The 26667-nt window shown below is 61.9% G+C and carries 27 protein-coding genes; 7 read left to right on the top strand and 20 right to left on the bottom strand.

Going from position 1 to position 26667, the window contains the following annotated elements:
* Positions 1-163 precede the first annotated feature (163 nt).
* A complete protein-coding gene (locus KQ933_RS09515; RefSeq protein ID WP_216758535.1) occupies positions 164-970 on the top strand; it encodes a metallophosphoesterase in 807 nt (268 codons plus the stop codon).
* A gap of 130 nt (positions 971-1100) precedes the next feature.
* Here KQ933_RS09515 and KQ933_RS09520 read toward each other — a convergent pair whose 3' ends face one another.
* From KQ933_RS09520 to KQ933_RS09535, 4 genes are all read right to left on the bottom strand, one after another.
* Complete coding sequence (locus KQ933_RS09520) at positions 1101-2810, bottom strand: arylsulfatase (protein WP_216758536.1); 1710 nt, start codon at positions 2808-2810, stop codon at positions 1101-1103.
* Between the two features lie 374 nt (positions 2811-3184).
* Entirely contained in the window at positions 3185-4090 is a 906-nt protein-coding gene (locus KQ933_RS09525) for a helix-turn-helix domain-containing protein (RefSeq protein WP_216758537.1), read from the bottom strand.
* A gap of 60 nt (positions 4091-4150) precedes the next feature.
* On the bottom strand, positions 4151-4546 hold the full coding sequence (locus tag KQ933_RS09530; protein WP_216758538.1) for a hypothetical protein: 396 nt from the start codon (positions 4544-4546) through the stop codon (positions 4151-4153).
* 253 nt (positions 4547-4799) lie between these two features.
* On the bottom strand, positions 4800-5681 hold the full coding sequence (locus KQ933_RS09535) for an alpha/beta fold hydrolase (protein WP_253958302.1): 882 nt from the start codon (positions 5679-5681) through the stop codon (positions 4800-4802).
* A gap of 89 nt (positions 5682-5770) precedes the next feature.
* Here KQ933_RS09535 and KQ933_RS09540 point away from each other — a divergent pair, with 89 nt between their 5' ends.
* Positions 5771-6367 carry a TetR/AcrR family transcriptional regulator gene (locus KQ933_RS09540; protein WP_216758540.1) on the top strand — a complete coding sequence of 199 codons (597 nt, stop codon included), beginning with the start codon at positions 5771-5773 and terminating at the stop codon, positions 6365-6367.
* A 12-nt stretch (positions 6368-6379) separates the two neighbouring features.
* Here the strand turns inward: KQ933_RS09540 and KQ933_RS09545 are convergent, their stop codons facing one another.
* Both KQ933_RS09545 and KQ933_RS09550 read right to left on the bottom strand, forming a co-directional pair.
* Positions 6380-6547, bottom strand: coding sequence for a hypothetical protein (locus KQ933_RS09545; protein WP_216758541.1), 168 nt, complete (start codon positions 6545-6547; stop codon positions 6380-6382).
* Between the two features lie 58 nt (positions 6548-6605).
* On the bottom strand, positions 6606-7844 hold the full coding sequence (locus KQ933_RS09550; protein ID WP_216758542.1) for an alpha-D-ribose 1-methylphosphonate 5-triphosphate diphosphatase: 1239 nt from the start codon (positions 7842-7844) through the stop codon (positions 6606-6608).
* A 198-nt stretch (positions 7845-8042) separates the two neighbouring features.
* Here KQ933_RS09550 and KQ933_RS09555 point away from each other — a divergent pair, with 198 nt between their 5' ends.
* Positions 8043-9209, top strand: coding sequence for an MFS transporter (locus KQ933_RS09555; RefSeq protein ID WP_216758543.1), 1167 nt, complete (start codon positions 8043-8045; stop codon positions 9207-9209).
* A gap of 301 nt (positions 9210-9510) precedes the next feature.
* Here KQ933_RS09555 and KQ933_RS09560 read toward each other — a convergent pair whose 3' ends face one another.
* The 4 genes from KQ933_RS09560 to KQ933_RS09575 form a co-directional block, all read right to left on the bottom strand.
* Positions 9511-11154 (bottom strand): DUF262 domain-containing protein, encoded by a 1644-nt coding sequence (locus tag KQ933_RS09560; protein WP_216758544.1) that lies wholly within the window; start codon positions 11152-11154, stop codon positions 9511-9513.
* Positions 11155-11296: 142 nt separating this feature from the next.
* Positions 11297-13063, bottom strand: a complete 1767-nt coding sequence (gene arsA / locus KQ933_RS09565; RefSeq protein WP_216758545.1) for an arsenical pump-driving ATPase — start codon at positions 13061-13063, stop codon at positions 11297-11299.
* 335 nt (positions 13064-13398) lie between these two features.
* Positions 13399-13929: an AAA family ATPase gene (locus KQ933_RS09570; RefSeq protein WP_216758546.1), complete on the bottom strand. Its 531-nt coding sequence runs from the start codon at positions 13927-13929 to the stop codon at positions 13399-13401.
* Positions 13930-13980: 51 nt separating this feature from the next.
* Positions 13981-14223 carry an AbrB/MazE/SpoVT family DNA-binding domain-containing protein gene (locus KQ933_RS09575; RefSeq protein WP_216758547.1) on the bottom strand — a complete coding sequence of 81 codons (243 nt, stop codon included), beginning with the start codon at positions 14221-14223 and terminating at the stop codon, positions 13981-13983.
* 413 nt (positions 14224-14636) lie between these two features.
* Between KQ933_RS09575 and KQ933_RS09580 the strand changes: the two genes are divergently transcribed.
* Positions 14637-17240, top strand: coding sequence for an autotransporter outer membrane beta-barrel domain-containing protein (locus KQ933_RS09580; RefSeq protein ID WP_253958303.1), 2604 nt, complete (start codon positions 14637-14639; stop codon positions 17238-17240).
* Between the two features lie 78 nt (positions 17241-17318).
* Here KQ933_RS09580 and arsK read toward each other — a convergent pair whose 3' ends face one another.
* Genes arsK through KQ933_RS09615 form a run of 7 tightly spaced genes read right to left on the bottom strand, consistent with a single transcriptional unit; the run spans position 17319 to position 21646 of the window.
* Positions 17319-18494, bottom strand: coding sequence for an arsenite efflux MFS transporter ArsK (arsK, locus tag KQ933_RS09585; protein ID WP_216758548.1), 1176 nt, complete (start codon positions 18492-18494; stop codon positions 17319-17321).
* Positions 18491-19216: an arsenical resistance protein ArsH gene (arsH, locus tag KQ933_RS09590; RefSeq protein ID WP_216758549.1), complete on the bottom strand. Its 726-nt coding sequence runs from the start codon at positions 19214-19216 to the stop codon at positions 18491-18493. The genes arsK and arsH overlap by 4 nt, the downstream gene beginning before the upstream one ends.
* The gene (arsC, locus tag KQ933_RS09595) at positions 19191-19619 is read right to left on the bottom strand and encodes an arsenate reductase (glutaredoxin) (protein ID WP_216758550.1); all 429 of its coding nucleotides are present in this window, start codon (positions 19617-19619) and stop codon (positions 19191-19193) included. The genes arsH and arsC overlap by 26 nt, the downstream gene beginning before the upstream one ends.
* Positions 19616-20323 (bottom strand): MIP/aquaporin family protein, encoded by a 708-nt coding sequence (locus tag KQ933_RS09600; RefSeq protein ID WP_216758551.1) that lies wholly within the window; start codon positions 20321-20323, stop codon positions 19616-19618. Before KQ933_RS09600 ends, arsC begins: the two co-directional genes overlap by 4 nt.
* Positions 20320-20763 carry an arsenic resistance N-acetyltransferase ArsN2 gene (arsN2, locus tag KQ933_RS09605; RefSeq protein WP_216758552.1) on the bottom strand — a complete coding sequence of 148 codons (444 nt, stop codon included), beginning with the start codon at positions 20761-20763 and terminating at the stop codon, positions 20320-20322. The genes KQ933_RS09600 and arsN2 overlap by 4 nt, the downstream gene beginning before the upstream one ends.
* Positions 20763-21293 carry an arsenate reductase ArsC gene (locus tag KQ933_RS09610; RefSeq protein WP_216758553.1) on the bottom strand — a complete coding sequence of 177 codons (531 nt, stop codon included), beginning with the start codon at positions 21291-21293 and terminating at the stop codon, positions 20763-20765. The genes arsN2 and KQ933_RS09610 overlap by 1 nt, the downstream gene beginning before the upstream one ends.
* Positions 21290-21646, bottom strand: a complete 357-nt coding sequence (locus KQ933_RS09615) for a helix-turn-helix transcriptional regulator (protein ID WP_216758554.1) — start codon at positions 21644-21646, stop codon at positions 21290-21292. The genes KQ933_RS09610 and KQ933_RS09615 overlap by 4 nt, the downstream gene beginning before the upstream one ends.
* Positions 21647-21688: 42 nt before the next feature.
* Here KQ933_RS09615 and KQ933_RS09620 point away from each other — a divergent pair, with 42 nt between their 5' ends.
* On the top strand, positions 21689-22213 hold the full coding sequence (locus KQ933_RS09620; RefSeq protein WP_216758555.1) for a DUF6428 family protein: 525 nt from the start codon (positions 21689-21691) through the stop codon (positions 22211-22213).
* A 195-nt stretch (positions 22214-22408) separates the two neighbouring features.
* Here KQ933_RS09620 and KQ933_RS09625 read toward each other — a convergent pair whose 3' ends face one another.
* The 3 genes from KQ933_RS09625 to KQ933_RS09635 form a co-directional block, all read right to left on the bottom strand.
* On the bottom strand, positions 22409-22804 hold the full coding sequence (locus KQ933_RS09625) for a type II toxin-antitoxin system VapC family toxin (protein WP_216758556.1): 396 nt from the start codon (positions 22802-22804) through the stop codon (positions 22409-22411).
* Positions 22801-23055, bottom strand: coding sequence for a type II toxin-antitoxin system VapB family antitoxin (locus KQ933_RS09630; RefSeq protein ID WP_216758557.1), 255 nt, complete (start codon positions 23053-23055; stop codon positions 22801-22803). The genes KQ933_RS09625 and KQ933_RS09630 overlap by 4 nt, the downstream gene beginning before the upstream one ends.
* Positions 23056-23255: 200 nt before the next feature.
* Positions 23256-24755: a PLP-dependent aminotransferase family protein gene (locus KQ933_RS09635; protein ID WP_216758558.1), complete on the bottom strand. Its 1500-nt coding sequence runs from the start codon at positions 24753-24755 to the stop codon at positions 23256-23258.
* Positions 24756-24888: 133 nt separating this feature from the next.
* On the opposite strand from KQ933_RS09635, the gene KQ933_RS09640 reads away from it, so the two are divergent.
* Both KQ933_RS09640 and KQ933_RS09645 read left to right on the top strand, forming a co-directional pair.
* Positions 24889-25509, top strand: a complete 621-nt coding sequence (locus KQ933_RS09640; RefSeq protein WP_216758559.1) for a C39 family peptidase — start codon at positions 24889-24891, stop codon at positions 25507-25509.
* A 16-nt stretch (positions 25510-25525) separates the two neighbouring features.
* Entirely contained in the window at positions 25526-26593 is a 1068-nt protein-coding gene (locus KQ933_RS09645) for a D-alanine--D-alanine ligase family protein (RefSeq protein ID WP_216758560.1), read from the top strand.
* Positions 26594-26667 lie beyond the last annotated feature (74 nt).

A 26667-nucleotide genomic window follows, 5' to 3' on the forward strand; every position in this document is an offset into this window, starting at 1 on the left:
CAGGGAGAGCTGGAGAAGACTCTCTCGGTGAACGGTTGAATTCACATGGATCAGCCGAAACCTCGTGAATGCCCGGGCGAACTCCGGGGGAGCTTGCTTCCCGATCTACCGCTTGGCGCAGCGCATAAACAATGCCATACCGAGGGCCACAACGGAGCCATCGATGACCGGGAACGCTTCTCTGCACACATTCGCCATCGGCGATGTCCACGGGCGCGCCGACCTGCTGGAGGCGCTGCTGTCAGGCATTGACGGCAAGGCGCGTAACGAGACGATCGACTACCGGATCGTCTTCCTCGGCGACATCATGGACCGTGGGCCGCAGAGCAGGAAGGCGATGGATCTCGTCATTCGCACGCTGCGCGACAGACCGGGCTCGAAACTGATACGCGGCAACCATGACGCCATCCCTCTTCTGATCCTCGACGAGACGGAGCCTGCCGATCGGGCAGATCTTGTCAACCACTGGCGAGACCTCGGAGGCAGCGAGACGATGCTCTCCTACGGCCTGCCCCTTGAGGCAGCCATTACCGCAAACGAGATCCGCCGCAGGTTTGGAGACGAGCACCTGCAATGCCTGCGCGCTGCCGAGCGCTATGTCGAACTCGACCACCACATCCTCGTCCATGCCGGCCTGAAACCCGGCATTCCCCTGGCCGAGCAGGATGCTGAGACGCTGATGTGGATTCGCGGCGAGTTCCTGAATTCCAGCGCCTCGTTCGGCAAGATCGTCGTCCATGGGCACACGATCACCGCAAGCGAACGCGTCGAGATCTTCCCGAACCGGATTGCCATCGATACCGGCGCCTTCGCGACGAATATCCTGTCGGCGCTTCACATCAGCCCGTCAGGCGATGTCGCGGTGCTGCAGGCAACGGCAGCCGGCCCCGGTCCGTGCCGTTTCCTGGAAGGCCGGCCCCTCAAACGGTCTCATGACGATGCGGCCATGCTTTTCTACGATTGGGGGTAAACCGCAGGTCGGTCTCGTCGACCATCGCCTCGGCCGGCCGCTCCAGCCGGCGATCAGCAGGCATCGGCAGATGGATCGGCTCGAGCGGCGCTGTCACGATCGGAAGCAAACAGCACCGCCCCTTGCCGGTTCAGTTGCCGGTCGGCATCGGGATACTGAATCCCTCTTTGCTCAGCTCATCCCGCAGCCACTGGAACTGCTGATATCTCGAAATCTCGAGCGGACCGGTGTAGGTCGCACTCTGAAGTTTGCGCGGCGGATACTGGACGTAGGCCTTCATCAATTCCTCGATAGAGGCGCTGATCGTCACCATCGTCCACGTGCGCTCGGTGTAGTTGTTCATGAAGATGTCGTAGCGCTCCTGCGGGTCCTGCCAGAGGTCAAAAACTTGAGGGACCGTTGCGACATACTTATTCGGACCCTTCCAGCCCAGATTGCTGTCGACCGCCAGGCCGCCGGTCGGCTGTCCATCGTCACCACGCAGATTGAACACAGCCTTGTAGTTGCCGACGCGTGCAGCGCCCGGAGAGAGTTCGTTCTCGGTGAAATAGAACCATGAGGTCCGCTCCGACTTGCCGGTTCCGAGAAGGATTGGCGACATGTCGAAGCTATCGAAGATGGTCGGCTGTCCTTCGCGGTCCTTGTCGGGGAGCGCAACGCCCGCGACCGACGCAAATGTCGCCATCAGATCGAGGCCGCCAACGACATCATGACTCCTTGAGCCGGGCTTGATCTTGCCCGGCCAGACGGCGATGGCGGGAACGCGGTTGCCGCCCTCGCGGACCGTGCCCTTGGTGCCCCGAAATGGCGTATAGCCGGCGTCGGGATAGACATCCTGCCAGGCGCCATTGTCGGTCGTGTAGAAGACGAGCGTATTCTTGTCGAGGCCGGTCTCGCGAAGCTTGTCCATGATGCGGCCGATGCGGGTATCCAGCTCGACGATGCTGTCGGCGTATTTCGACTTGGACATCGACTTATGCTCGAATTCCGGTGCCGGCATGTTCGGCTGGTGCACCTTCATGAAGTTGACATCGATGAAGAACGGCTTGTCGGATTTTGCCGCGTCATCAAGAAACTCCAGTGCCGCCTTTTCGACATAACTGTCAAAGAAGGGAATGCCGACGACCCCTGCCGTACCATTCACAGTGGGCGTATCAACGTACTGACCATTGATCTTGAAGTCCTCGACTGCCTTTTCGCCCGCCTTGCCCGACAGCGAGCCCTTTGTGACCTTCTGGAACATCGCCCGGAGCTTCGGGTCCATGTCCGGGAACCATGTCGGATCGGCGTAGGTGTAGGCATTGAGGTGGTAGAGACCGCAATATTTCATCACGTCGAACCCGTGCGCATTCGGCAACGCATAGTCCGCTTCGCCAAGATGCCATTTGCCCGTGAAATAGGTTTGGTAACCACCAAGTTTTAAAACGGAAGCCAGCGTCCACTCGGCCGCGGGAAGACCGCCACCTTCGCCCTGGAATGCGACCGTCGTCATGCCGCTCCGATTGGGAATACGCCCCGTGATCATGGCGGCGCGCCCCGGCGTACAGCTTGGCTGGGCGTAGAAATCGTAGAACAGCATTCCCTGATCGGCCATTTTGTCGATATTGGGCGTCGGCATCCCCCGTCCTTCGCCGCCGCCATAGGGGCCGAGATCGCCATAGCCGGTGTCGTCGGACACGATGAGAAGGATATTCGGCTTTGCCGGCGTCTGCTGTGCACTTGCCGGGACTGCGAGCGCTGCGGCAAAGCTCAATGCCGCAAAGCACGACCCCAGAAGTTTCCTTGGAAAAGCCTTCGACACGGTGCGTGACGAATTTGATCGATCGGCATTCTCTGTCATTTTCAGGTTCCTTCCTGCGACGAGCCGTCGCGCAAAAGATTGATCTGAGAAGAAGCGCGAGCCTGCATTGAGAGCGGACGCGTAATGCCATGCCGGATTATCCGGCTGCCAAAAAAGGCAAAGTCCAAACAGGAGGTTGAAGCGTTAAGCCCTGCCAGCTGCACGGGAAACCTGCGCTGCGGGACAGGGCAAGGCAAGTACGTTACGGTAAATGCCCACCGTAAACGCGTTGCAAGATCGGTGACGCACCGACTGCTTTGGGCCGGCAGGGGCCGATTATGATCCTGTCTGCCCACCCGGAAAGGGTACGCCTATCGACAAGGCAAATCAGGCGGCGGATCGTCAAGAGAGCCGGGAAAAGCAGGTGAGCGAGGTCAATTCGGTTCTCGCCTGAACGGCACCAGATTGGACGCCGAACCCTTCGCATGATCAGGGCCATCAGCGCCCGGCTCCGCACGCCAATCCGCCGTGATCTCCAGCCTGTGCGGGCTTGCCAGAATCTGGTCGCTGAAATAGCGCGTCGGCGTCGTTCCGAGCATGCGGCGGAACATGGCGATGAAGGCGCTGACGCTCTCATAGCCGAGATCGCCGGCAATGACGGTGACGAGCTGCCCCGCAGCCAGCCGCTGCAGCGCCACGCCGATATGCAGCTGCTGTCGCCAGCGCACGAAGGACATGCCCGTCTCCCGCTGGAACAGGCGGCTGAGCGTGCGGTTGCTCGCGCCGACCCGCGCACCCCATTCGTCTATGGTGAAGCGCAGGCCGGGTTCGGCGACCATCGCCTCGGTGAGCCGCTGCAGCCTGCGATCACTGGGCATCGGCAGGTGGATCGGCTCAAGGGGGGCGGCGCTGAGCTCATCCAAGAGCACGCCGACCAGACGGTGAAGCCGTTCGGGCGCCATGTCAGGACTGTCATGACGCGGCTCCAGACGGAAAATCAGCTCGCGCAGGAAGGGCTGGACGAAGAGAATGCCGCATTCGTCCGTCAGGCCACCGGTCAGTTTCGCGTCGATATAGAGATTGCCGATCTTGATATGGCCGGCCACGCGACCGCTATGGGGAACACCGCCCGGAATCCACAGCGCGCAATTCGGCGGCACCGTCCAGACACCGCCGGCCGCCCTCATCGTCAGCACGCCGCTCATCACGTAAAGCAGCTGCGCCTTGCCATGGCGATGCGGTTCGGACTCGCCGACGAATGTCGTCTCCGTGATGAAACTGAAAGCCGGGCGCGACACCTCGTCGATCACGGAGGGGTCAAATCTATCCTGAATGTTCATTGCCGATCCTCGCAGCCAAACTCAACCGACGGCATATTGCTCTATCACAGAAGCCGGAGGTCAGAGTAACCACGCATCGTCCCTGCTGCCGATGAGGCTCCGCCCCTTTCGCTCCGCCTCCTCCTCATCTGCCGCAAATACGATCGCGAAGCCAAACGCCTTTCCGACCGCGACAGCCGCGAGCTTGGCCGCGGGCGACATCGGCCTGCCGCCGTCGATGACGATCATGCCCCGGCAATAGGCCCTCATCCGATCCCTGATCTTCTTGAAAAACAGCGCCCGCTCCTTGCGCTCCTCCTGCGTCTCGTCCCCGTGACCGTCAGGCGCGTGATCGGTAACCAGCACGAACGGTCGCCGCTCCTCCAGCAGCGCCTCGATCTGGTCGTTGATGGAGGTCTCTTCATCGGCATCGGTGCGGATGAAGACGACGGGGAGACGGGAACGATCCAGAAGCATGGCAGCGGCCTTTCGAAATGGAAGCAAGCGGAGCGAGACTAGCATTCCGGGCGGAAGGCGAATTTCGCGAAGCTGCCAACAAATGCCGGGGATCGGCCAAGTTTTGCGGGTATTGCGGCTGGCGACGACATCGCTCATGAGACAGCAGCGGAGACTGCAACCTCCCTGTTCCAGCGGTCAGCACCACCACCTCTCTCACCAAGTCAGTTCATGTGGAAAGGGAGCGAGCACCCTGCCCGCCCCTTTTCCAGTTTCATTTGCCTGATACCGCGTCCCTGAACTCTGCCAGGTCGCCGTTGAAGCGCGGCGCTTCTTCCAGGAATGGCGCGTGCCCCGACTTCGCATAGATCTTCGTCTGAATTGCCGGATTGAGCGCCCGAGCGCGCGCAATGCTCGGCTCGACTTTCACCAGATCGTCCCTGCCGCCATAAAGAAGCAGAACCGGCACACGCGCCCTAGGCAATCCCTGAACGGCGGAAACGGTCATCGACGGGACGGTCCGCGTCATGATCCACGAGGCCATTGCGGCATTGGACAGCAAGCGTTCGAAGGTTGCCGTGTCGGGCTTCCTCTCAAAACATAGAGCCAGGAAGGTTTTCACCGCGTCGAGATGCGCCCGCAGGTCATCCGAGGCCAAGCCCGCATAGACTTGGGGATGCGAGGTGATCTGCCCGGCATTGAGTTCGATGACGCCGTCGACATAGACGATCCCGCCAATGCCGTCGTCTCCATAGGCTGCAAGATAGTTTGATAGAACGACGCCGCCGAGTGACCAGCCGACCAGAACGGGATTTTTCGCGCCTGTCGCCTTGAGGACCGCCGAGAGATCGTCGGCCCAGCGGCGCCCGTCATGATAGGCTTCGGCATCATCAGGCTTGCCGGACAGACCGTGGCCGCGCAGGTCATAGCTGATCAGACGATAGTGCTGCAGTCTTGGGCTGCTGACCTGCCTGTCCCAGTTCAGATGGCTGCCGAGCAGGCCATGGATGAAAACGATCGCCGGCCCGCCGGGATCGCCCGATTCCTGCACCGCGATGTCGACGCCATCAGGCGCCTTCACCGTATAGTTCTTCTCTGCGGCCATCGCCGCGAAAGACAGGCCCATCAGCAGGATCAACGCCCAAATTCCACGCATTATTCTTATCATGCCAAAATCCTTATATTTAGCGGTCACTACAAACTATCGGCTTGCCTTTTACTGTCAAGCAGTCTTTAGTGATCGCTATGGATAAGGTTGTGAAAACACGCCGCGGCGGTCCGCGAACCTTCGACAGGGATCAGGCGGTGGACATCGCCATGCGGCTCTTCTGGAGGCATGGATATGAAGGCGTCTCGCTGAACGATCTGACGGCAGCGATCGGTGTTGCGCCCCCGAGCCTCTACGCGGCTTTCGGCAGCAAGGCTGGCCTGTACCGCGAGGCACTCGATCGCTATTTCGGGCTGCCGCGGGCGTTGCAGAACATCAAAGCCACCGCGACCGTTCAGGAGGCGGTCGAAGCCATGCTTCACAAGGCGATCGATGCGGTTACCGACCCCGCGGCGGAGCGCGGCTGCATGATATCAAGCGGCATGATCCAGTGCGGGCCGGATCATACGGAGCTGGCGCGCGAACTGGCGGAACGCCGAAACCAGATGCGTGACATGATTGCTGAGACGCTCGGGCGCTGGCTCGATCGCGAACGCGCCGTCTCGCTCGCCCGCTATCTCGTCGCAGTCCTGCAGGGCCTCTCCATCCAGGCACGCGACGGCGCTTCTCGGCAAGAATTGCGGCAGGTCTCGAACGAAGTCATCGCCGGCGTGAAGGCCAGAGGCTTCAGCTAGGCGCCAGCGGCCTCATCCCTTCTTCGCATCCTTGCCGCCATCAGACGTTTTCGCCTTTCCAGGCGAGCGCAGATTGTCGAAGCTCATATAGTGGTCGGCGTCGGATGTGTTCCATTTGCCACCCAGATAGATGATGGCGATGGCTACGGCGAAGATGAGCAATACATAAAGCGTATCCATATCCCGGATGTAGCGCGCAACAATCGGTTGGACAGCTCTCGGCGATATGTCCCGGCCATCAGGCGATCGCCAACTCGCCGGCGGGTGCGGCGCGATAGGCCTCGCGGCCGCCGACCCAGGTGCGGCGGACGGCGGGTGCAGCACCTTCAGGCCAATCGACCAGCACGAGATCCGCCCGTTTGCCGATTTCGATCACGCCGCGATCGGAAAGTCCCGAGGCGCGCGCCGGATTGCCCGAGACGAGCGGCCAGAGCGCATGCAGCGGTGCCACGCCGTCGGCCTTCAGCCTTGCAAGACCGAGCAGCATAGCCGGGTAATAATAGTCAGAAGCGAGAATATCGCAGAGCCCTTCTCGGATCATGTCGGCCGCACCGATCGAGGCGAGATGGCTGCCGCCGCGCGTGGCGTTCGGTGCGCCGAAGACGATGAAGTCGCCGGCATCGCGGGCAGCCCGCGCCACCCGCCGGTTCATCGGGAATTCGCAGATCCGCGCGCCGCGCTGGCGGAAGAAATCGCGCGTTTCGATCTGGCTGTCGTCATGCGAGAGCATCGGCGCGCCCGAGGCCTTTCCGAGCGCTGCCACCTCTTCGATCGCATCGGGCACCTGCGGACGGCGTGCCCACATGCTGCGCACCAGCGCCACCATGTCCGCCACCGGGATTTTCGCCCGCTTGGCGCGTTCCGTCATCTTCTCGGCGAAGGCCGGCGTTTCGGGATCGACGACAGGGAAAGCCGGATCGAGGTCGAAGGGCCGCTCCTGCAGCGGCGTCGAGGGATGCAGCATCGCCATCGACGTGTGATCGTTGAAGGCAATCGACGGCAGGCGCGGACCGGCAAGCGCCTCGCGAATGAGGTCGACCGCCTCGAAGCAGAAGGTCTCCCAGCGCAACTGCACGCGATTATCCACCGTCAGCCGGGGCGTGAGCGCATCGAGCGCCCGCACGATGGCGTAACCGGTTTCGACCGAGCGCAGCCCGGGCTCCCAGCTCAGCGTCAGCGCATGATAGGCCGTCGCGATGCCGTTGGCGGCAAGCTGGCGGTCGGTTTCGAGCAGCGCGGCAGGAACAGGCAACATCGTGCCCGGCCGCGGCATGACCTGCCGCTCGAAGGCATCGCCATGAATATCCACGAAAGCGGGGCCGAGCAGGTGGCCGCGCCCATCGACGATGTCCGCCCCGTCGCGCTGGCCGTCGATATCGGTGATCCGGCCGTCCTCCATACGCACCGAGGCGCGCTCCAGACGATCGCCGAATACAACGGTGGCGCCCTCGATGATGACTGCCGGATTGTTCTGCATGGGTCTCATTCCAGGAAAAAAGGAGGCGCGGCAGTCGAGTCACCCGACAAGGTGCGCGCCATCAGCAGCTTCTAGCCAGCGTATATGACAGATTTGCCAACGTCGCTGATAAAACACCTCAAAAAGATCAAACATTTGAATAGCAGACATCAACAGGACGCAATTGGTCGCGGGATCGGGCTCTGCTACCAAGAGCCGATGACCACACGCCCGAAAACCTCACTCCTGTTCATCCTGATCGCCAGCGGAACCGTTCTCGGTATTGCCGGGACCGATCTGGTGCTGCCGGCTGTCCCGAGCCTGCCGGGGCAGCTTGGAGGAAGCATCGAGGTCGCCCAGCTCGTGCTGGCGGCTTACGCCTTCGGCACGCTGGTCGGGCTGCTCACCTTCGGCGAACTGGGCGCGCGGTTCGATCCGCGCAAGCTGTTGATCTGGTCGCTTGCCCTGTTCGGGATTGCCTCGCTCGCATCAGCGGAATCTCCTTCGATCGAATGGCTGATTGCCCTGCGCTTCGCCCAGGGTGCATTCGGCTCCGGTCCCGCCGTTTTTGCGCCCGGTTTCATCCACGGCCTCTATCCGCACGACAAGGCCGCGGCCGCCATGGGACGGCTCGGTTCCGTCGAGTCCCTGGCGCCGGCGCTGGCCCCGATTGCCGGAGCCTGGCTCTTGGAATTCGGAGGCTGGGAGATTTCCTTCGTGCTGCTGGCGGTGCTTTCGGCGCTGATATCGGCAGCCGTTTTCTGGCAGCGCGCCCATTTCCCGCGCCGGCAGGAAAAGGAAGATCATCACAGCTACCTCGCCATTCTGAAGAATCTGGAATTTCTGAGCTACGCGTCGAGCCAGGCTCTGTCGCTCGGCGCGCTCCTGGTTTTCGTCTTCGGCCTGCCGGCCGTCCTGACCGGCCCGCTCGACAAGGGCATCGAGGATTTCGTCATCCTGCAGGTCTGCGGCATCGCCAACTTCATTCTGGCCGCGAATTCTTCCGCGTGGCTGGCGGCAAAATTCGGCACCCTGAGGACGATCCGCGTGGGTACGGCGATCATGCCCTGCGCCTTTCTGGCAATCCTCGCCTACACGCTCACAGGCGCAAGCAGCCTTTACGCTCTCGTCCCGCTCTGGGCGATCTTGAATTTCGGCTTCGGCATCCGCGGACCGATCGGCTTTCATCGGGCCATATCGGCTGCCCGCGGCGATCATTCGCGCGCGGCTGCCATCGTCATCGCAGCGATCCTCGGCATAGCGGCACTCGGAACGACCGCCGTCGCCCCCTACATCTCCGTCGGCCTCTGGCCGCTGGCAATCACCGGCGCCGTGATCTCGACCGTCGCGCTGCTGTCGCTGGTGCCGCTGCGAAGCTTCGATTGAAGCCGCCTGCCAGAGGGGCCAGAAGCGGATATAGGCTTTGTTTGGAGAAATGGCCGATTTGGGGCCGAATGCATGCTGACAGCTTTTGGCGCCAGACAGCGAAAAGCAGCCGTTAGCAAGAGCCGTTTCCATTGACTGCTCGAACTCTCCCTTTACCGACAAGGAACAGCACAATTTCATAATTGTATTCCCGAGGGTCTGCCCTAACAGCGACCCCAAGCACGTCGAGACGGATCGAACTGTCCGCTACCCAGCAATGTCAGAGATAACACAGAGAACGCTCGCGACTTATCGATCTAAGTCACTTCTCACTTTGGAAAACCGGGTGGATTCGCTCGTCAATCTTTGTCCAAAGCTTCAAGGCACGGGCTGACAGGAAAGCTCCGTAGTCGTCCTCATCGATGCCCATGCCGTGCCTGTCAATCAGGTGGGTTGCAAGGCTGCCACTCATCGTGCGGTTCGATGCCTCGAATCTCGGAATATAGACCTTTGGTGGTTTGGCGTTGATCTGGCGCTTGTTGAGATCAGCGCCGATCAGCGTAATGTTGACGACGGAGTTTTCGTTGCCGACCCCACTCGTACGAAGATGATCCTTTGGAAAGAAATGATGGAAGTTCTTCGACGAGGCGATTTTGAGATAGCTGTTGTCCAGAAGGACGGTTCCATCGTTGTGGAAGTTTCGCGGCTGCTCGAAGGCGAGCAGGCATAGTATAGCCTTGCAGAGCGAGTTTCCCGTCGCGAAGTTGGTCCCGATCAGGCCCTCAGCGCCAGTAATGCTGACCGGGATATCCCAGGCGCCCTCGCCGCCGGCTATGATGTCGTCGATGGCTCGCTTGTCTGCGGCTAGTTTAGATTCGACCGCTGAAGAGTATCGGTAGCCCAGCGACGAACGCCAGAAGAACCTTCTCATTTGTAGATGATCGTTACCCGCGGGCTCGTAGCGCTTGATGAAAAACCAATACGCGAATGGAACAATGAGCGAGTCATAAGGTAGCAGTGCGGAAACCGGAATACGGTAGGCGGTACGGAAATGGTCCACCGCACTCTTGATCGCGCCGACCGCCTTCGGCCAGGTCTCGATCACCTTGACCTTATCAAGGCCGAGGATTGTCGAACGCTTGGCTTCGCCTGCCAGCACGAGGGCAAGCAACTGCATCACGGTGGAGGGCGAAACACCGTCGTACCCTACTTCCTCAAGCTCCGTTTGGACCTTGCTCCACTCAACCTGCATGTCGAATTTTCTGCTTTCGTCATACGTCTTGGCGACCATGATCTCGAATAGGGTGAGCACCGAACCGCCAGTATTGATGCGCGTGAAAACTTCGATAGCGCTGTCGATGTCCTCGCGCGTCAGCGTTACCAGGCTGAAGTCGTATGTCGCAAAAGCCTGTTTGAACTTGTCCGCGACATCGAGGTCGTCATCGGTGAGGCCGAGTTCCGCGACCAGACGCTTTTCCACGTCGCGGTTCAGCGCGAGAACATCCTTTAGCGAAACACACTTGCTGGCATTTTCGGGTAGTTCATGAACGACGATCTGAGCATCATCTGGCAGCGTCGGGTCGAGGTTAACGTAGATCTCGGCGAAATCGGTGATTTTTTTCGAGCCGCTGCGAGGGATTTTTGCTCCTCGATAGGCAGCGAACAGCGAAGTCATGCGCTGCTGTCCGTCAAGAACATACTCAACCTGTCGGTCATCCGGTGTAGGCGGAAGGGAAATGCTGCCCACTTCCTTAACGTCCGCCATACGCTGGTTAGTTTTCCAAAGGATGAAGGTGCCGATCGGATAACCCTTCACGATACTGTCGAGCAGCGCTGCGGTCTTCTCGATCGGCCACACGAATTCACGCTGGAATTTCGGGATCTTTATGACGCCCTTTTCGATATCCGAAATGAGGTCCTGATATTTACGGCTGTCGGGCTTTGGCTGCGGGCGGGGTGTGGTCATCGATCGTCTGAACCTCGAAATATTAAAGAGCTTTAACCGCGTCTACGCCAGCCGTCCATGCTTCCGGTGCGAAATGGCTCTGCCAAGCGTCAGAATGGGGCCGTGAGGGGACAGTCCGAATTCGAGCTTTGCGCTCGTCGTCTCACTCCCGCCCGGACAGCCGTTTCAAAGCGTCGATGCCAACCGGGGGAACAGCCTGGAACGGCAGAATATAGGCTCGTTTCGCCAATTTGCGTGTGATCCGGTCGATCTGCACCCGTTCTCCCGCAAAACGCGACTGCAAAAGCGGGTCATGCGTGCCACTCGCCGCCATGGTCCTGTTGACCACCCAACCGTAAGGCTCGATCTTTGCTCGCCGCAGGTCTTCCTGCAGCATTGCCGCTTCGGAGACCGGCGTCGTTTCGGGAAGGGAAACGAGGATGACGCGCGTATATTCCGGGTCCTGAAGGCGCATCAGTGGCGTCACGATCCGGCCAGGGCCGACCGTCTCCATCTGTCGCGTCATCTGGCGATGATAAGCGCCCGTCGCATCCAGCAGGAGAAGCGTGTGCCCCGTCGGAGCGGTGTCGATGACCACAAAGGCGTCGCGGGCCTCTGCCACAATCCGTGAGAAGGCGTGGAAGACAGCGACTTCCTCCGTGCAGGGAGATTCGAGGTCTTCCCGGAGAAGCGCCTTGTCGTCCTCGTCGAGATCGCGTCCGCGCGACGACATGATCTTCTCGATGTAGCGTTTGGTTTCGGCGGCGGGATCAATCCTGTCGACCGTCAGACCGCGCATATTTCCCTCAACGACAAACGACAGGTGAGCCGCCGGATCAGTAGTCGTCAAATGCACGGCATGGCCGCGTTCGACCAGGCCGACGGCAAGGGCAGCAGCGACCGTCGTCTTTCCGACGCCGCCCTTTCCCATCACCATCACCAGGCCCTTGCGGCCACCGGCGATCTCGTCAATCAATTTCGCAAGCGACGGCAGGGTGGTATGGGCGGCTGCCACTGGTTCCTGGACGGTCGACGCCTGCGACTGAGGTGCGAACAAGGCCCGAAGTGCATCAAGACCCACCATGTCGAAGGGAAGCATCGGAAACTCGTCGCTCGGCAGCCGGGACAGTTCAACCGGCATCGTCGAGAGCGCGGCTTCCTGTGATCGCTCAATCCCGACTGCAATCGGATCGTCGCGCTTAGTCGCACGAAACCGCCCATTGATCGCGAGCAGTTGGTTCTTTAGCCCGAGGGCCGCCAGTTCGCCCGACGTGCGTGAAGCCTCGCGAAGAGCACTCGAGTCCGGACGGACGACCAGGACGATCCGTGTGCGCTTCTCATCTCCCAGGCATGCAAGCGCCTTCTGGAACCGCCCCTCCTGCATCTTCAGGCCCGAGTGCGGACCCAGGCACGATGCGCCCCTGTCATTACCCTCAAGAAAACCGGTCCATGCCTTTGGAAGACTGAGAAGCCGCAATGTGTGACCCGTGGGTGCGGTGTCGAAAATGATATGGTCGAACGGCGACATGTCGTCTGCAAGGAGTCCGACAAAGGCATCGAACGCCGCAATCTCTGTCGTGCAGGCTCCGGAAAGCTGTTCCCGAACCGTGTTCCGTTCGCTCTCGGAAGCGTTGGCTGCCATCTGTGCCAATACACGTTCGCGATAGTCTTCGGCGGCCGCTTCCGGATTGATGTTCATGGCGTAGAGGCCGGGTACGGATGGGATTGGGGTGGGGGTATCCCGGAGCAGCGTCGCCAGCATTTCGTCCAGATTGGATGCGGGGTCAGTGCTGACCAGCAGCACCTGCTTTCCGCCGTCGCAAAGCGTGATCGCGCTTGCACAGCTTAGGGACGTCTTGCCGACCCCGCCCTTCCCCGTGAAGAACAGGTAGCGCGTCGGGTTGGTCAACATCTGCTGCGTAACGGCCATGACGATCTCACTTTCACAAAGGCTTAGATGATCGAGACCGAGCCATCCTTGATCGACCTCAATCAATATCGAATGAGGCGTAGCTTTTCTGCGCAGCATTCCGTACGCGAGGGAATGCGAGCGCGTTCACAACATGCTTGACCGCTGATGGGGCACCGGCGACGCGGCGCCCCCACGGAGCTATGTCCGCACTCTGGCCTGCGCGATGACGACGTTTCCGACCGAATTGGAGGCGCGAAGCAGTCTTTCAGTGATCGAACCTTCTATGTCCGCTTCGGGCCGAAAGCAGCAAAGCTCTGCCGCCGCGATCGAACCATATTCCGGCCCACCTCCCCTCAGCCGGCCGCTCCGCATTTCGACAGGATATCGTCGACAACGGAGGCGAGCGGCCGCGTGGCGTCAATGCTCGTCGCGTCCTTGGGAGTGTCTTCTTTCGTTGCATACACCCATAAGACCAGGTCTCGTTCGTCCGGTTTTCCGCCGAACTCGTCTTCAGCCCTGCCGGCAAGCCGCCTCTTCAGCGTCTCCGGATCGACGTCGAGAACGAAGACCCCGTCGAACAGATCGATGAAGCGATGGAAATTCCGCGAGCCGCCGCAGAAGAAGGAGATCGGGTGGCTTTTATCGGCCACGAGCGATTTGACCTTGTCGAGATGCCAAATGTGGTGCCTGTGCCGAAAATTTATATCCAGACTATTCTGGCCATGCTGAGAGCTGACAAGCGCCTCGCCCGTCCGGGGGTCGCCCTGATAAGCCAGTTCACGGTCGCCATGGACGACGTGGTAACCGCGCCGCTGCAGTTCGGTGGCGACCGACGTCTTGCCGGTCCCGGAAACGCCTTCGATCAGATAGTTCCTGATGCCCATTTCGCTCTCGTTCAATGAACTGCACGCTTTTCAATCATCAAGCTGGAGATATCAACTTGACGGCCCATCACCGCGGGTGAGCGCCATGATCGCATCCGTGGTGATGCCCTTCCCGGCATGTCCGCGAAGCTGCTCGAAGCGGCCCGCCGGCTTTTTCCTGTGGGCGCGCGTCAGCATCACGCTGCCATCTGCCGCCCTGTGAAAGTCGACCCTGCTTCCAGGCGTGATCCCCAGGAGCTCGCGAACCGCTTTCGGGATCGTCACCTGCGCTTTTGCCGTCACCGTCGTGCTCATGATCGCAATCCCGTAATACCGCCTCACAATCAGGTGTTACTTTTGCCTTCGGTTTCAAATTCGGCTCATCCGCGTGAAGCGGTAGACGATTATCAATGACAACCGCTACGCCTGATTGTCTTATTTTCGCCGGAGTGGATATTTTGATCTTCCCGAACGCAGCTCTCTTATACCCGCCTAACACTATCAGGCGATTGCCGGCCGGAATGGATAAGAGTTTAAAATATTGATTTTTATAAGTTTCACAAACCAGCTCTAGGGTAACGATCAGCATACTCTCACTTCCAACCCGCCAAAAATTGCTATTTGTCAAATTCAGCAAGTACGGTACGGGAACGCAGAAAAGCAACCTTTCCTTGTGAATTCCTGATTCCACGCGGCGTTTTATTCTATCAGTTTAAAGGGGGCGAGACATGAGCGGCAGCGTCGTCGACAGGAACGCAAAACTCTTTGCGGGCGCAAGTCTCGCGGCGCTGGCCCTGCAATGCTGTCTCTCCTTCCCCGCGTCGGCTGGTGATTACACGGCCGGCGACGCTACCGACTTCTTTAACAAGGTCACAGCCGCCAATGCCGACGGCGATGCCAGCGCGACGATTACGCTTACTGGCGACATCACGGGACCAATCACCACCCTTCCCGCTATCACGAAGCCGATCAGCATCGACACCAATGGCTTCACGATGACCAGCTTCCAGACCACGACGACCAACGGTCAGACATTGACCTTTTCCGGTACGCTCGTCGGAAATACAGCCCAACGCGGTTTCTGGTTCAATAACACCCTGATCCCCTCCTCGCTCGTTAACAACGGCTCGATCACCGGCGGGGCTGACGGAAGCTCGACCTCCAGTTCAGGCGTCGCATTTGCCGGAGCCGGGACCTTCGTGAATAACGGAACGGTGACCGGCGGCGCCAGCACGGGTGCTGCCGCCGGCGGCCAGGGCATCAATGCCCTCCGGGGTCTCGCCATCACCAATAACGGGCTGATCCAGGGCGGAAGCAGCGCCGGGGGGCCTGGTGGCGCGGGAGTAAGCCTCGGAACATTTGCCACTGCCGCGAGTCCGGCCTCCCTGATCAACAACGGCACGATCCGTGGCGGCGATGGCGCCACCGGTTCGGGCGAAGGCGTCCATCTTTCCGTCGGCGCCTTGCTGCTCGAAAACAACGGGACGATCGTCGGCGGCAGCAATGAGGCTGCGATCACCGTCCAGTTGCCGAATGCGCTGATCGTCAACAACGGCACCCTTCAGGCCGGAGCCGGCGGCGCCGATGCCATCATCATGAGCACGGCTGCAGGCGCCATGACCCTGGAACTCCATTCGGGTTCGGTCATTATCGGCAACGCCGTCGGCAGCACCACGCGCACCGACACGTTGCGCCTCGGCGGTACAGGAACCGGCAGTTTCGACGTGTCATCGATCGGTGCCGCCGGGCAATACCAGAACTTCGACACATTCGAAAAAACCGGCGCCGGAACATGGCTTCTGACCGGCAACGGGACGGTGACGACTGACTGGACGATCTATGACGGCACGCTGCTCGTCGGCGACCACAGCGCGGCCTCAAGCGTCACCGGCGATATCACCAATTTCGGCAGGCTCGGCGGCAGCGGAACCATCATCGGCGACGTGAGCAGTTCCGGCACCGTCGCCCCCGGCAACTCGATCGGCACGCTGACGATATCGGGCAACTATACCGGCAATGGCGGCACGCTCGATATCGAGACCGTGCTCGGCGGCGATGCCTCACCGACCGACCGTCTCGTCACCACAGGCAATACCGCAGGCACGACCGATGTTCGCGTCACCAATCTCGGCGGTGGGGGCGCAGAGACCGTCGAGGGCATCAAGATCGTCGATGTCGGCGGCAGCTCGGCCGGCAGCTTCTCGCTGCTCGGCGACTACGTCTTTCAGGGGGATCAGGCCGTCATCGGCGGCGCCTACGCCTATCGGCTCTACCAGAACGGCATCTCGACCCCCAGCGACGGCGACTGGTATCTTCGCTCGACGCTCATCGATCCCTCCGGGGCGGTGATCGGCCCCATCTATCAGCCGGGGGTTCCGCTCTACGAAGCCTATCCGCAACTGTTGCTCGCCCTGAACGGTTTGCCGACGTTGCAGCAGCGCCTTGGCGACCGCTACTGGCAGGAGGACGCCGCCGCAGCAGCGGCCAAGGGGCTCGACAATGTCTGGCTGCGCACCGAAGGCATGCATGCAAGCATCGAGCCGGACAAAAGCACGACTGTCGGCAGCTACGATTACAACCTGTTCAAGCTGGAGGGCGGTCTGGATGGCGAGCTCTATCAGGACAAGGGCGGCCGGCTGATCGGCGGCCTGACCGTCAATTACGGCACGGTTTCTGGCAATATCGACTCCCGCTACGGCAATGGCGATATCGATACGACCGGTCTCGGCCTCGGCGCGACCCTCACATGGTATGGCGACAACGGCCTCTATGTCGACGCGCAGAGCCAGGTCACCTGGTATGACAGCGACCTCAAATCCGATCTCGTCGACGGCGCCGTGGAAAGCGGCAACAACGGCTTCGGTTATGCGCTGAGCTTCGAGGCCGGCAAGCGCTTTGCAGCCTCCGGGCCATGGTCGATCACGCCGCAGGCCCAGCTCGTCTATTCCTCCGTCGACTTCGACACGTTCAACGACCGCTTCGGCGCGCGGGTCTCGCTCGATGACGGCGACAGCCTGATCGGCCGGCTCGGCGTGGCGCTCGACCGCGAGGAAAGCGTCCAGCGGGCTGACGGCCAGACGGCACTGGCGAAGGTCTATGGCATCGCCAACCTCTACGGCGAGTTCCTGGATGGCGTGGCGGTCGATGTCTCCAGCACCGGTTTCGAAACCAGGAACGACCCCGTCTGGGCCGGCCTGACGCTCGGCGGCTCCTACACCTGGAACGACGAACGCTACTCGCTCTATGGCGAAGTCGCCGCAAAATCCTCGCTGAAGGATTTCGGCGACAGTTACGCCATCAGCGGAACCGCTGGCCTACGCGTGAAGTGGTAAATACGGAAGCGTGGACGTGTCGCAGCACGCCTCGGTGCCTCAAAGCGTCTTGCCGCAGCACTTCCGGCGGGGCTGCGGTCATTGCAACAGCGCGAGAGAAGACAAAGCGATGATGGAAAGCCCGCCGAGCGCGGCCACGATGCCGAGCGACGTGGCGATGCCCAGATTCTCCATCGCGAAGGCCAGCACGAACGGCGCCAGGGCGGACAGGATCAGCCGCGCCGCCATCATCTTGCCCTGCAGCCTGCCGTAGCCCTCGCTGCCGAAAAGATGGAGCGGCAAGGTGCCGGTGACGATGCTGAGCAGGCCGTTGCCCATGCCGAAAATGATGGCGAAAGCCATGGCGCCCGGCACGGACGGGGCCGAGAACAGCAGAACCAGCACGCCGCCCGGAATGAGCATCGCCGCGATGACGGCCAGATGGAGCGGCGGCAGGTTCTTGCCGAAGATCATGTTGATCAGCCGGCTGCCGACCTGCGACGGCCCGAACAGCGTACCGACAAGGGCGGCCGTTGCGCCAAGCCCAAGACCCGAGAGCAGCGGCACCAGATGCACCAGCATGGCAGAGCTCGACAGCGACATCAGCGAGAAACCCGTGACCATGATGGCAAAGCCGAGCCGGCGGCGTCGCGGCGGCAAACGCCCCGCCACCTGCGGGGCGGCCGCCGATGCAACGGCCCTGCGCGCGGTTCCGCTGCGCGACAGCCACGCGTGAACAGGCAGGCAGATGGCAAGGTTGAGGACGGCGAAGACAAGATAGACGTTCTGCCAGCTGAGATGTGCATGCAGCGCCGTGGTGATCGGCCAGAAGATCGTCGAGGCGAAGCCGGCAATCAGCGTCAGATAGGTGATGCTGCGGGAAGCGACCTGCGGCCGGATCTGCACGAGCAGCGCAAAGGCAGCGCCATATTGAACGAGATTGGCGGAGACCTCGATGGCGATTAGCGCGGCAACATAGGCTGCCTTGTTGGGGGCAAGAGCGCAGGCGGTCAGCGCGACAGCCGCCGCAAGGGAGCCCGATGCCATCACCCTGCCCGCGCCGATCCTGTCGAACAGCACGCCCAGCCATGGCGCCGTGAGGCCGCCGACGAGAAGAGCTGCCGAAAGCGCGCCGAAGACCCATTCGCTCGACCACGAAAACTGCGTGGCCATGTCGGGAGCGAGGATGCTGAAGCTGTAATAAAGCGTGCCGTAGCCGATGATCTGTGTGACGCCGAGCGCGGCGACGGCAGCAAGCGGAACGCGTTCACTCATATGGATTTCAGGCTCACGCGTTGCTCCAGTTTCTGAGCTTCTTCCTTCCGCTCGCTGTAGCGATCGGTGAGGTAGCCGGACGCGTCGCGCGTCAGCCATGTGAACTTCACCAGCTCTTCGCAGACATCGACGACGCGATCGTAATAGGATGAGGGTTTCATGCGGCCGTCGGCGTCGAATTCCTGGAATGCCTTCGCCACTGACGACTGGTTCGGGATGGTGATCATCCGCATCCAGCGGCCGAGGATGCGCAACTGCCCAACCGCATTGAAAGACTGCGAACCGCCGGAGACCTGCATGACGGCGAGCGTCTTGCCCTGCGTCGGCCTGACGGAACCGACCGACAGCGGAATCCAGTCGATCTGCGCCTTCATGATACCGGTCATTGCGCCGTGGCGCTCGGGGCTCACCCAGACCTGACCTTCGGACCATTGCGACAGGTCGCGCAACTCCTGCACCTTGGGATGCGACACGGGCGCATCGTCCGGCAGCGGCAGGCCTTGCGGATCGTATATGCGGACCTCGCAGCCGAAATGTTCGAGCAGCCGCCCCGCCTCATGCGCAAGCAAGCGGCTATAGGAGACGGCGCGAAGCGAGCCATAGAGGATCAGGATGCGCGGCTTGTGCGTCGAGAATGGAGGCCGCAGCGCCCCGAAATCGACCTGACGCAGATGTGTCGGCGAAGCGGCTGGCAGATCAGACAATGCGCTTGCCCTCGGCATCGAGCACCTTCTCGCCGTCTTCCTTGGCGAAAGCGCCCTTGTGGGTATCCGGCAGGATATCCAGAACCACCTCCGAAGGACGCGCGAGGCGCGTGCCGGAAGGCGTGATGACGAAGGGCCGGTTGATCAGGATAGGGTCTTTCAGCATGGCGTCGAGCAATTGCTCGTCCGTCAGGGATGGATTGTCGAGGCCGAGTTCCGCATAGGGCGTGCCCTTTTCGCGGATCGCCTGCCGCACAGTCAGGCCGGCATCGGCAATCATCTTCACCAGCTCTTCGCGCGACGGCGGGTTTTTCAGATATTCGATCACGGTCGGCTCGATGCCGGCGTTCCGGATCATCGCCAGCGTGTTGCGCGACGTGCCGCAGTCGGGGTTGTGGTAGATCGTGACGTCTGTTGTCATGGGGTGGGTTCCGTCTCTGTGAGGGTGTCGGGATTGCGGGCGTCCATCAGCAGCCAGCCGGCGAGCATCATCGCCAGCAACGCGCCGACGACTTCCGCGACGATGAAGCCCGGCAGATCGATCGGGCGGATGCCGGAGAATGTGTGCGTCAGCGATCGGGCAATCGCGACGGCCGGATTGGCAAAGGACGTGGATGCCGTGAACCAGTAGGCGGCGGTGATATAGAGGCCGACCAGCCATGCCACGGCATCGACGCGGAAGCGGACGCCTGAGAGGATGACGAAGACGAGGCCAAAGGTCGCCGTCACCTCCGCCAGCCATTGCGCGCCGCCTGACCGCATCGTGCCCGAAGCCTGCAGCAAAGGCAGGGCGAACATGCCATGCGCAAGCATCGTGCCGGCAATGCCGCCAAGGATCTGCGCAGCGATATAGGCCGGAACCGAAGCGGGCGGCAATTCGCGGCGCAGCGCAAAGACCAGCGAGACGACCGGATTGAAATGCGCGCCCGATATCGGACCGAGAACAGTGATCAGCACGACGAGGATCGCACCGGTCGCCAGCGTATTGGCAAGCAGCGCCAGCGCCGTATCGTCAGTCAAACCGTCGGCCATGATGCCCGAGCCGACGACGGTCGCCACGAGAAGAGCCGTGCCGATGGCTTCGGCGGCCAATCGCCGTGACAGCGGAAATGTCTGCGCGCTCATGCCGGCAGGCTCCGGACCATCAGGGCGGCGGATGCCGGGCACAGGCTTGCAGCCTGCCGCGTCGTCAGGATGGCCGCAGGCGCGTCTTCGCGGGCGATGGAACGAAAACCGAGCGATTGAAAGAAGGAGGCGGCCGTTTCCGTCAGCAGATAGGCAGCGGTCGCGCCGTTCCTGTGGGCCTGATCGAGCAAGCCGAGGGTGATTGCATGGCCGAAGCCGAAGCCCCGCTGATCGGGCAGCACGACAATGGAACGCAGGAGTGCGACCTCGCCATGGAGTTCCAGCGCGCCGAAGCCGACAGTCTCGCCGTCACGCGAAAACCGGTAGAAGCTTCGGCCGGCATCCGTCAGATCATCGACCGGAAGCCCGGCGCCCGAAAGTGCGGCGCGAAGGCCGCCGTCATGGCCTTCCAGGGCCTGCTGATTGAGATCGGAACCCATCAGCTTGCCTTGGGCTGTTTGATGCTGGCGCCTTCCATCGTGCCGATCTGGCGCAGGTGCGTTTCCAGCGCGAGCTTGTCGATCGAGGCGAGCGGCAGGCTGACGAAGGCCATGATGCGGTTCTTCAGGAAGCGGGCGGCCTGGGCGAAGGCGCGGCCAATCTCCACTTCGCTGCCTTCCACGGCGGCCGGATCCTCCACGCCCCAGTGAGCAGTCATCGGATGACCGATCCAGACGGGGCAGGCCTCGCCGGCAGCGCTGTCGCAGACTGTGAAGATGAAATCCATCTCAGGCGCACCCGGTTCTGCAAATTCATCCCAGCTTTTCGAGCGAAAGCCCGTTGTCGGATAGCCCAGCGCCTCAAGCTCCTTCAGGGCATGCGGATTGACCTCGCCCTTCGGCTGGCTGCCGGCCGAATAGGCCTTGAAGCGGCCTTTGCCTTCCGCATTCAGGATGGATTCCGCCAGGATCGAACGAGCCGAATTGCCCGTGCAGAGGAAGAGCACATTGTAAACGCGGTCAGTGGTCATTGCAGTTTCTCCTCCATTTTAGGGGTGCAGCAGGCCGCGACCTCAGCGGCTGGCGCACAGATTTCCGGGTGACCGGAGCAGCAGTCTTCCATCAGGAAGCGAACAAGGCCTCCGAGCGCTTCATAGTTCGCCGTGTAGATGATCGAGCGGGATTCGCGCTGTTGCGCGATCAAGCCGGAGCGTTCGAGTTCCTTCAGATGAAAGGACACATTCGATGGCGAAACCTCGAGCCTCTCCGCAATCGCGCCGGCCGCCATGCCGTCAGGGCCGGTGACGACAAGCATGCGAATGATGTGCAGTCGCGTTTCCTGGGACAATGCGCCGAATGCGATGAGGGCTTGACGTTGATCCATATTTCAACAATCCTTGAATCATTGAAACGAGGATTAGCGCAAATGAACGCCATCGACAACAGCAAAATGCAGAAGGACGATATCTGCCTCGGCGATCTCATGGGAGTGCTATCGGCAGCCAGGGATTGCCCGCTGATTTTCTATTACGACGGACGGCCGGTGAAGCCGGGCTATCACGTCACCGAGGTCAAGGCAGGCCAGTTCTCGGCGCTCGACTGCGGCGCCAACCCCGAGGCCTGGACGGAGATTTTTATTCAGCTCTGGGACATCGACGAGGATGACCGCACGCACATGCCTGCCGGCAAGTTCTACGCCATCATCCGCAAGGTTACCGAGCACGTCAAACTCGACGATACCGCCAGGCTGACCTTCGAAGTCAGCGACGGCGTGCAGCCGATGCAGCTCTATTGCGCGGCGATGCCGACGCTCCACGCCGGCGCAGTGCATGTGGAGCTCTCGCCGCGACCCGCGAGCTGCAAGCCTCGTGACCGATGGCTCGCCGAGCAGGCGCAGGCCGCCGCCTGCTGCGGATCGGCGACCGCTGCCAAATGCTGCGGCCAGCCCTGACGACCGCTTCGGGCCGCCCCGAAGACATCGTGTATTCGGCTTGTCCGAGGCGGCATGCTCGCGCCGGAGAACTGCGGCTGATCTGGTTCGCACCCGAGGAGGTCTTTCGAAAATGCGACCGCACTCAATCTTACCCCGGCGCGTCGAGCTGCGCAGAGGCGGTCTGATCTCGCGTTGGGACGCGGGCTTAGCCGATCAGCGCCATTGCTCGATATCCGTGTGTACGAAGTCGTCGCCCTTGAAGAGCAGAGGAGCCGACAGGCTCTTGGCGAGAGCGTAGGCGGCGCAGTCCGCAAGATTAAGCCGAGCTTTGGAGTGAATGCCCTTGCCGAACCGCCCGAAGGTTTCGGAGGCTCTCCGCGCCTGATCCTCATCGAAATGTGCGACGGTTATCTCGTTGGCGGCAAGGAAAGCCCACAGCGTTACCTCACCCTCCGGGCCTCTGCGACTACGCAAGACAACGGCGGTTTCATGTGCGTTGACGGCCGAGATCACGAGACTATCTGCCTCGCGGATCGCGCGAGCGTAAAGGGTGGCGTCGCTTTCCTTTTCTAGGATTGCGAGGATTGCCGACGAGTCGACTACGATCATGGTTCGTTGAGATCGTCAGCGATCTCTTGTGGAGAGCGCGGATCGAGCAGCGGCAGGGCCGTGATCTTTTCGCCGACAGCAAGCATTTGTTCCACGGTCATCCGGCGGCGCCTGGGCTGCGGCTCCTCGGAGACACCGAGCGCCTTGGCCTCGCGTTCGAGCGCAGCGCGGATCAGGTCTTCAGGCTTGCGGCCGACACGCGCTGCAAGCCTGCGGGCGAGCTGTTCCGTATCGTGGGTAAGGTGCAGCATGATCTTTCTCTAAAAACTCGACGTTGGATATCATATTCCGAGAGATGCAAACAAGCGACTGTATTGAGATCGGAGGGCCGACACGGCTGCGCGCAGCATGCACCGATGGGATTTCTTCGCGCAGCATTCGCGGAAGCCAGGGACGCGATATGATCACCGAGCCAGCGCGAGCCGCCGCCGGTTATCCTCCTAACTCGGCCCTACCCTCCAGCAAACTCTCCGCCCGCGAACACCTCCGCAAGCCCCCGCGTCCCCATATCCGCCTCCTCCTCCGAAAGCCCGGAAAACCCGAGAAGCAGCCGCAACCGATCCGTCGAGACCACATTCATGCGCGACAGCGGCATCACCACCACGCCCTTCTTCAGCGCCGCAGCGGAAACCGCGGTGTCGTCGTCCCAACTGCCCGTGCTCCGAACCGTGAGATTGATGCCCTGATCCGGCAGCAGCACCGCCACATGCTCCGCCAGCCGCTCCGCCAGAAACCCCGCCAGCATGTCGCGCGAGGCCCGCAGCCGCTCCCTGAGCCGCCGCAGATGGGCCGGAAAATAGCCCTCCTCCAGGAAATCGGCGATCACCCGCTGCTGGAAGATCGGCGGGCAGCGGTCGACGGCGGGGCGCACGGCGCGGAAGGCGGGCACGAGATCGGCGGGGACGACGAGGTAGCCGATGCGCAGGCTCGGCAGCAGCGCCTTGCTGAAGGTGCCGGTGTAGAGAACGCGGTTTGCCTTGTCGAGGCCGTGCAGCGAGGCGATCGGGTGGCCCTGATAGCGGAATTCGCTGTCGTAATCGTCCTCGATGATCCAGCAATCGTTCTCCTCGGCATAGGAAAGCAGCCCGAGCCGCCGCGAGAGCGAGAGAACGGAGCCGACCGGATACTGGTTGGAGGGCGTGACGTAGAAGGCGGCGGGCGGCGGCTGCGTTCCGTCCAGCAGACGGGAAATATCGACGCCGTCAGCGTCGACCGGCAGTCCGACGACCTCGATGCCGTTCAGGACGAGGCATTGCCGCGCCGGCGGATAGCACGGATCTTCGACGACGGCTCTATCGCCCGGCGTCATCAGCACGCGAAAGGCAAGGTCGAGCGCCTGCTGCGTGCCCGCCGTGATGAAGATCTGCTCGCGCGCGCAGCGCACCCCGCGCGAGACGACGAGATGCGCACTGATCGCCGCCCTGAGCCGCAAGTCGCCCTGGATGTCGCCATAGCCTTCGAAAGCATAGTTCATATGCCTGACGGCGATGCGGTTCAAAAGCCGCGCCGTACGCTCGTCATGAGCGATACGGCCGGTGACGAATGGCAGCGCCTGCTGCGGCTCCAGGCTCGGCCCGCGTGTCAGGATATTGGTGGCAGCGACTGAGACGCTGCGCCGGATCGGTTGCGCGCTGGCGGCATCCGCGGGATCGATCCGCGTCGCACCCTCGGGAATGGACGAGGCGATATAGGTGCCGGAGCCATGGCGCGCCACGGCAAACCCCTCTGCGATCAGGATCTCATAGGCCTCGGCGATGACGCCGCGCGAGATCGCCCATTCCGCCGAGGCGAGCCGCGTCGAGGGCAGCCGCTGCCCGCCCGTCAGTCGCCGCTCAGTGACGGCGTTTCGCAGCGAGAGGTAGAGCTGCCGCGGCAGCGGCGCTGATGACGACGGATCGATATCAGGCCGGAAAGAAGCCGAAGGCGCTTCGCGTCTTCTCGTCAGCGTCATGAAGGCTCCCCAATATCAGGTTCAAGTGGCCCACGCGCGATAAGCAAAGTGGATCTTCAAAGTCACGTCAAAATGCATTTAGATCGAGCCACTTTCAAGCGGGATTCGCATCGCGATGCCCAGTGGAGACGACATGAACCAGCCAAAGCTCACCGTGCCCTATTTCAGCCAGTGGGAGTCACCCGAAATGACCCTGCCCGTGCTGGCCGAAGGTGCGAGCGCCCTGCACCGCGATGTCAACTGGAAGAATTCCGGCGCCGAGACTGTGGAGGAATATGCGCGCTGGGCGGTGAATGTCTGCGGCATGGCCTGCCTGAAGATGATCCTGGCCGCCCGCGGCGAGGCGCATTCGATCCTGTCCCTCGCAAGGGCCTGCACCACCTATGGCGGCTATGTCGTCAATGAGGCCGACGCCTCGATCAAGGGGCTGATCTATGCGCCCTTCGTCACCTTCGTGCGCGAGCGCTTCGGGCTTTCGGCGGATGTGAAGACACAGGTGCCGGCGGAAACCATTGCCGAAATCCTCTCCTCCCATCGCTTCTTCATCGCCTCGGTCAGCAGCGCGATCCGCTGGCCGGAGCGCGAGCCGCCGGGCAAGGGCGGCCATCTTGTTCTGGTGACGGCGGCCGATGAAGACAGCGTGCGCTTCCACAACCCGTCCGGCCACGAGCGCGCCACCCAGGCCGATGTCACCCTGCCGCTTGCCGCCTTCGACCGCTTCTTCGCCAACAGAGGCATTGCGGTCAGCTTCTGAAATTAGGAGAATTCCGATGAGCCCTTCCCAGACCAGGCTGCGCATCGCCGTGCTTTTCGGCGGCCGTTCCAGCGAACACGACGTCTCCGTCATGTCGGCCACCAATGTCATGCGCGCCCTCGATCCGGAGAGATACGACGCCCTGCCTGTTTTCGTCACGAAGGACGGGCGATGGCTGCAGAGCCGCTTCATCGATGGCGAACTCGAAAAGCCCTCCTCCGGCACCGAACTCTGCCTCGTGCCCGGCGGCCATGGCCGTCTGCTGGCGATCGGCCCCGATGGCAAGGCCACTGAGGCCGGCAGGATCGACATCGTCTTCCCGGTCCTGCATGGGTTGCATGGGGAGGACGGCGCCGTTCAGGGGCTCTGCCAGGTGGCGCGTGTGCCGCTTGCCGGCTGCGGCATCCTCGGCTCGGCAACGGCGCTCGACAAGGATATCGCCAAGCAGCTCCTGAAAGCCGCCGGCCTGCCGGTGGCCCGCTCGGTCACGATCGATCAGGAAAGCCCGCCTGCGCTGGAAACGCTGGAAGGCGCGCTCGGCCTGCCGCTCTTCATCAAGCCCGCCCGCCAGGGCTCCTCCGTCGGCGTGCGAAAAGTCTCGGGCAGCCAGGAATTCGCCCCCGCCCTGGCGGAAGCCTTCAGCCATGACCGCAAGCTCATCGCCGAGGAATTCATTGCCGGGCGCGAGATCGAATGCAGCGTGCTCGAAGACACGAAGGGCGACCTCTTCGTCTCCCGCCCCGGCGAGATCGCGCCCGCCGAAAGCCATGGCTTCTACAGCTACACCGCCAAATATCTCGATGAGAATGGCGCCGCCCTGAAAGTGCCGGCCGAGCTTCCCGCCGAGGTCGAAAGCAAGCTCCGCGACATGGCCGCCCGCGCCTTCCGGGCGCTCGGCTGCGACGGCATGGCCCGCGTCGATTTCTTCCTGATGGAAGACATGCGCTTCGTCGTCAACGAGGTGAACACCATTCCGGGCTTCACCGATATCAGCATGTATTCCAAGGCGATGGCCGCCAGCGGCGTGGCCTATGCCGAGGTCATCAACCGGCTGGTGGAGCATGGGCTGGCGCGCGGGGCGTGAGCTCTGGCCTTGAGAAAAAGACCCCTCCCCACAGGTGGGGAGGGGTTGGGGCGCCCCACGATGCGATAGGTGTT

The organism is Rhizobium sp. WYJ-E13, assembly GCF_018987265.1.
Taxonomy (GTDB): domain Bacteria; phylum Pseudomonadota; class Alphaproteobacteria; order Rhizobiales; family Rhizobiaceae; genus Rhizobium.

What these genes read in the sequence shown, in the direction of transcription:
- KQ933_RS09515 (WP_216758535.1), top strand. Translation starts at nt 164, where the DNA reads ATGACCGGGAACGCTTCTCTGCACACATTCGCCATCGGCGATGTCCAC.
- KQ933_RS09520 (WP_216758536.1), bottom strand. Translation starts at nt 2,810, where the DNA reads ATGACAGAGAATGCCGATCGATCAAATTCGTCACGCACCGTGTCGAAG.
- KQ933_RS09525 (WP_216758537.1), bottom strand. Translation starts at nt 4,090, where the DNA reads ATGAACATTCAGGATAGATTTGACCCCTCCGTGATCGACGAGGTGTCG.
- KQ933_RS09530 (WP_216758538.1), bottom strand. Translation starts at nt 4,546, where the DNA reads ATGCTTCTGGATCGTTCCCGTCTCCCCGTCGTCTTCATCCGCACCGAT.
- KQ933_RS09535 (WP_253958302.1), bottom strand. Translation starts at nt 5,681, where the DNA reads ATGCGTGGAATTTGGGCGTTGATCCTGCTGATGGGCCTGTCTTTCGCG.
- KQ933_RS09540 (WP_216758540.1), top strand. Translation starts at nt 5,771, where the DNA reads ATGGATAAGGTTGTGAAAACACGCCGCGGCGGTCCGCGAACCTTCGAC.
- KQ933_RS09545 (WP_216758541.1), bottom strand. Translation starts at nt 6,547, where the DNA reads ATGGATACGCTTTATGTATTGCTCATCTTCGCCGTAGCCATCGCCATC.
- KQ933_RS09550 (WP_216758542.1), bottom strand. Translation starts at nt 7,844, where the DNA reads ATGCAGAACAATCCGGCAGTCATCATCGAGGGCGCCACCGTTGTATTC.
- KQ933_RS09555 (WP_216758543.1), top strand. Translation starts at nt 8,043, where the DNA reads ATGACCACACGCCCGAAAACCTCACTCCTGTTCATCCTGATCGCCAGC.
- KQ933_RS09560 (WP_216758544.1), bottom strand. Translation starts at nt 11,154, where the DNA reads ATGACCACACCCCGCCCGCAGCCAAAGCCCGACAGCCGTAAATATCAG.
- arsA (WP_216758545.1), bottom strand. Translation starts at nt 13,063, where the DNA reads ATGGCCGTTACGCAGCAGATGTTGACCAACCCGACGCGCTACCTGTTC.
- KQ933_RS09570 (WP_216758546.1), bottom strand. Translation starts at nt 13,929, where the DNA reads ATGGGCATCAGGAACTATCTGATCGAAGGCGTTTCCGGGACCGGCAAG.
- KQ933_RS09575 (WP_216758547.1), bottom strand. Translation starts at nt 14,223, where the DNA reads ATGAGCACGACGGTGACGGCAAAAGCGCAGGTGACGATCCCGAAAGCG.
- KQ933_RS09580 (WP_253958303.1), top strand. Translation starts at nt 14,637, where the DNA reads ATGAGCGGCAGCGTCGTCGACAGGAACGCAAAACTCTTTGCGGGCGCA.
- arsK (WP_216758548.1), bottom strand. Translation starts at nt 18,494, where the DNA reads ATGAGTGAACGCGTTCCGCTTGCTGCCGTCGCCGCGCTCGGCGTCACA.
- arsH (WP_216758549.1), bottom strand. Translation starts at nt 19,216, where the DNA reads ATGCCGAGGGCAAGCGCATTGTCTGATCTGCCAGCCGCTTCGCCGACA.
- arsC (WP_216758550.1), bottom strand. Translation starts at nt 19,619, where the DNA reads ATGACAACAGACGTCACGATCTACCACAACCCCGACTGCGGCACGTCG.
- KQ933_RS09600 (WP_216758551.1), bottom strand. Translation starts at nt 20,323, where the DNA reads ATGAGCGCGCAGACATTTCCGCTGTCACGGCGATTGGCCGCCGAAGCC.
- arsN2 (WP_216758552.1), bottom strand. Translation starts at nt 20,763, where the DNA reads ATGGGTTCCGATCTCAATCAGCAGGCCCTGGAAGGCCATGACGGCGGC.
- KQ933_RS09610 (WP_216758553.1), bottom strand. Translation starts at nt 21,293, where the DNA reads ATGACCACTGACCGCGTTTACAATGTGCTCTTCCTCTGCACGGGCAAT.
- KQ933_RS09615 (WP_216758554.1), bottom strand. Translation starts at nt 21,646, where the DNA reads ATGGATCAACGTCAAGCCCTCATCGCATTCGGCGCATTGTCCCAGGAA.
- KQ933_RS09620 (WP_216758555.1), top strand. Translation starts at nt 21,689, where the DNA reads ATGAACGCCATCGACAACAGCAAAATGCAGAAGGACGATATCTGCCTC.
- KQ933_RS09625 (WP_216758556.1), bottom strand. Translation starts at nt 22,804, where the DNA reads ATGATCGTAGTCGACTCGTCGGCAATCCTCGCAATCCTAGAAAAGGAA.
- KQ933_RS09630 (WP_216758557.1), bottom strand. Translation starts at nt 23,055, where the DNA reads ATGCTGCACCTTACCCACGATACGGAACAGCTCGCCCGCAGGCTTGCA.
- KQ933_RS09635 (WP_216758558.1), bottom strand. Translation starts at nt 24,755, where the DNA reads ATGACGCTGACGAGAAGACGCGAAGCGCCTTCGGCTTCTTTCCGGCCT.
- KQ933_RS09640 (WP_216758559.1), top strand. Translation starts at nt 24,889, where the DNA reads ATGAACCAGCCAAAGCTCACCGTGCCCTATTTCAGCCAGTGGGAGTCA.
- KQ933_RS09645 (WP_216758560.1), top strand. Translation starts at nt 25,526, where the DNA reads ATGAGCCCTTCCCAGACCAGGCTGCGCATCGCCGTGCTTTTCGGCGGC.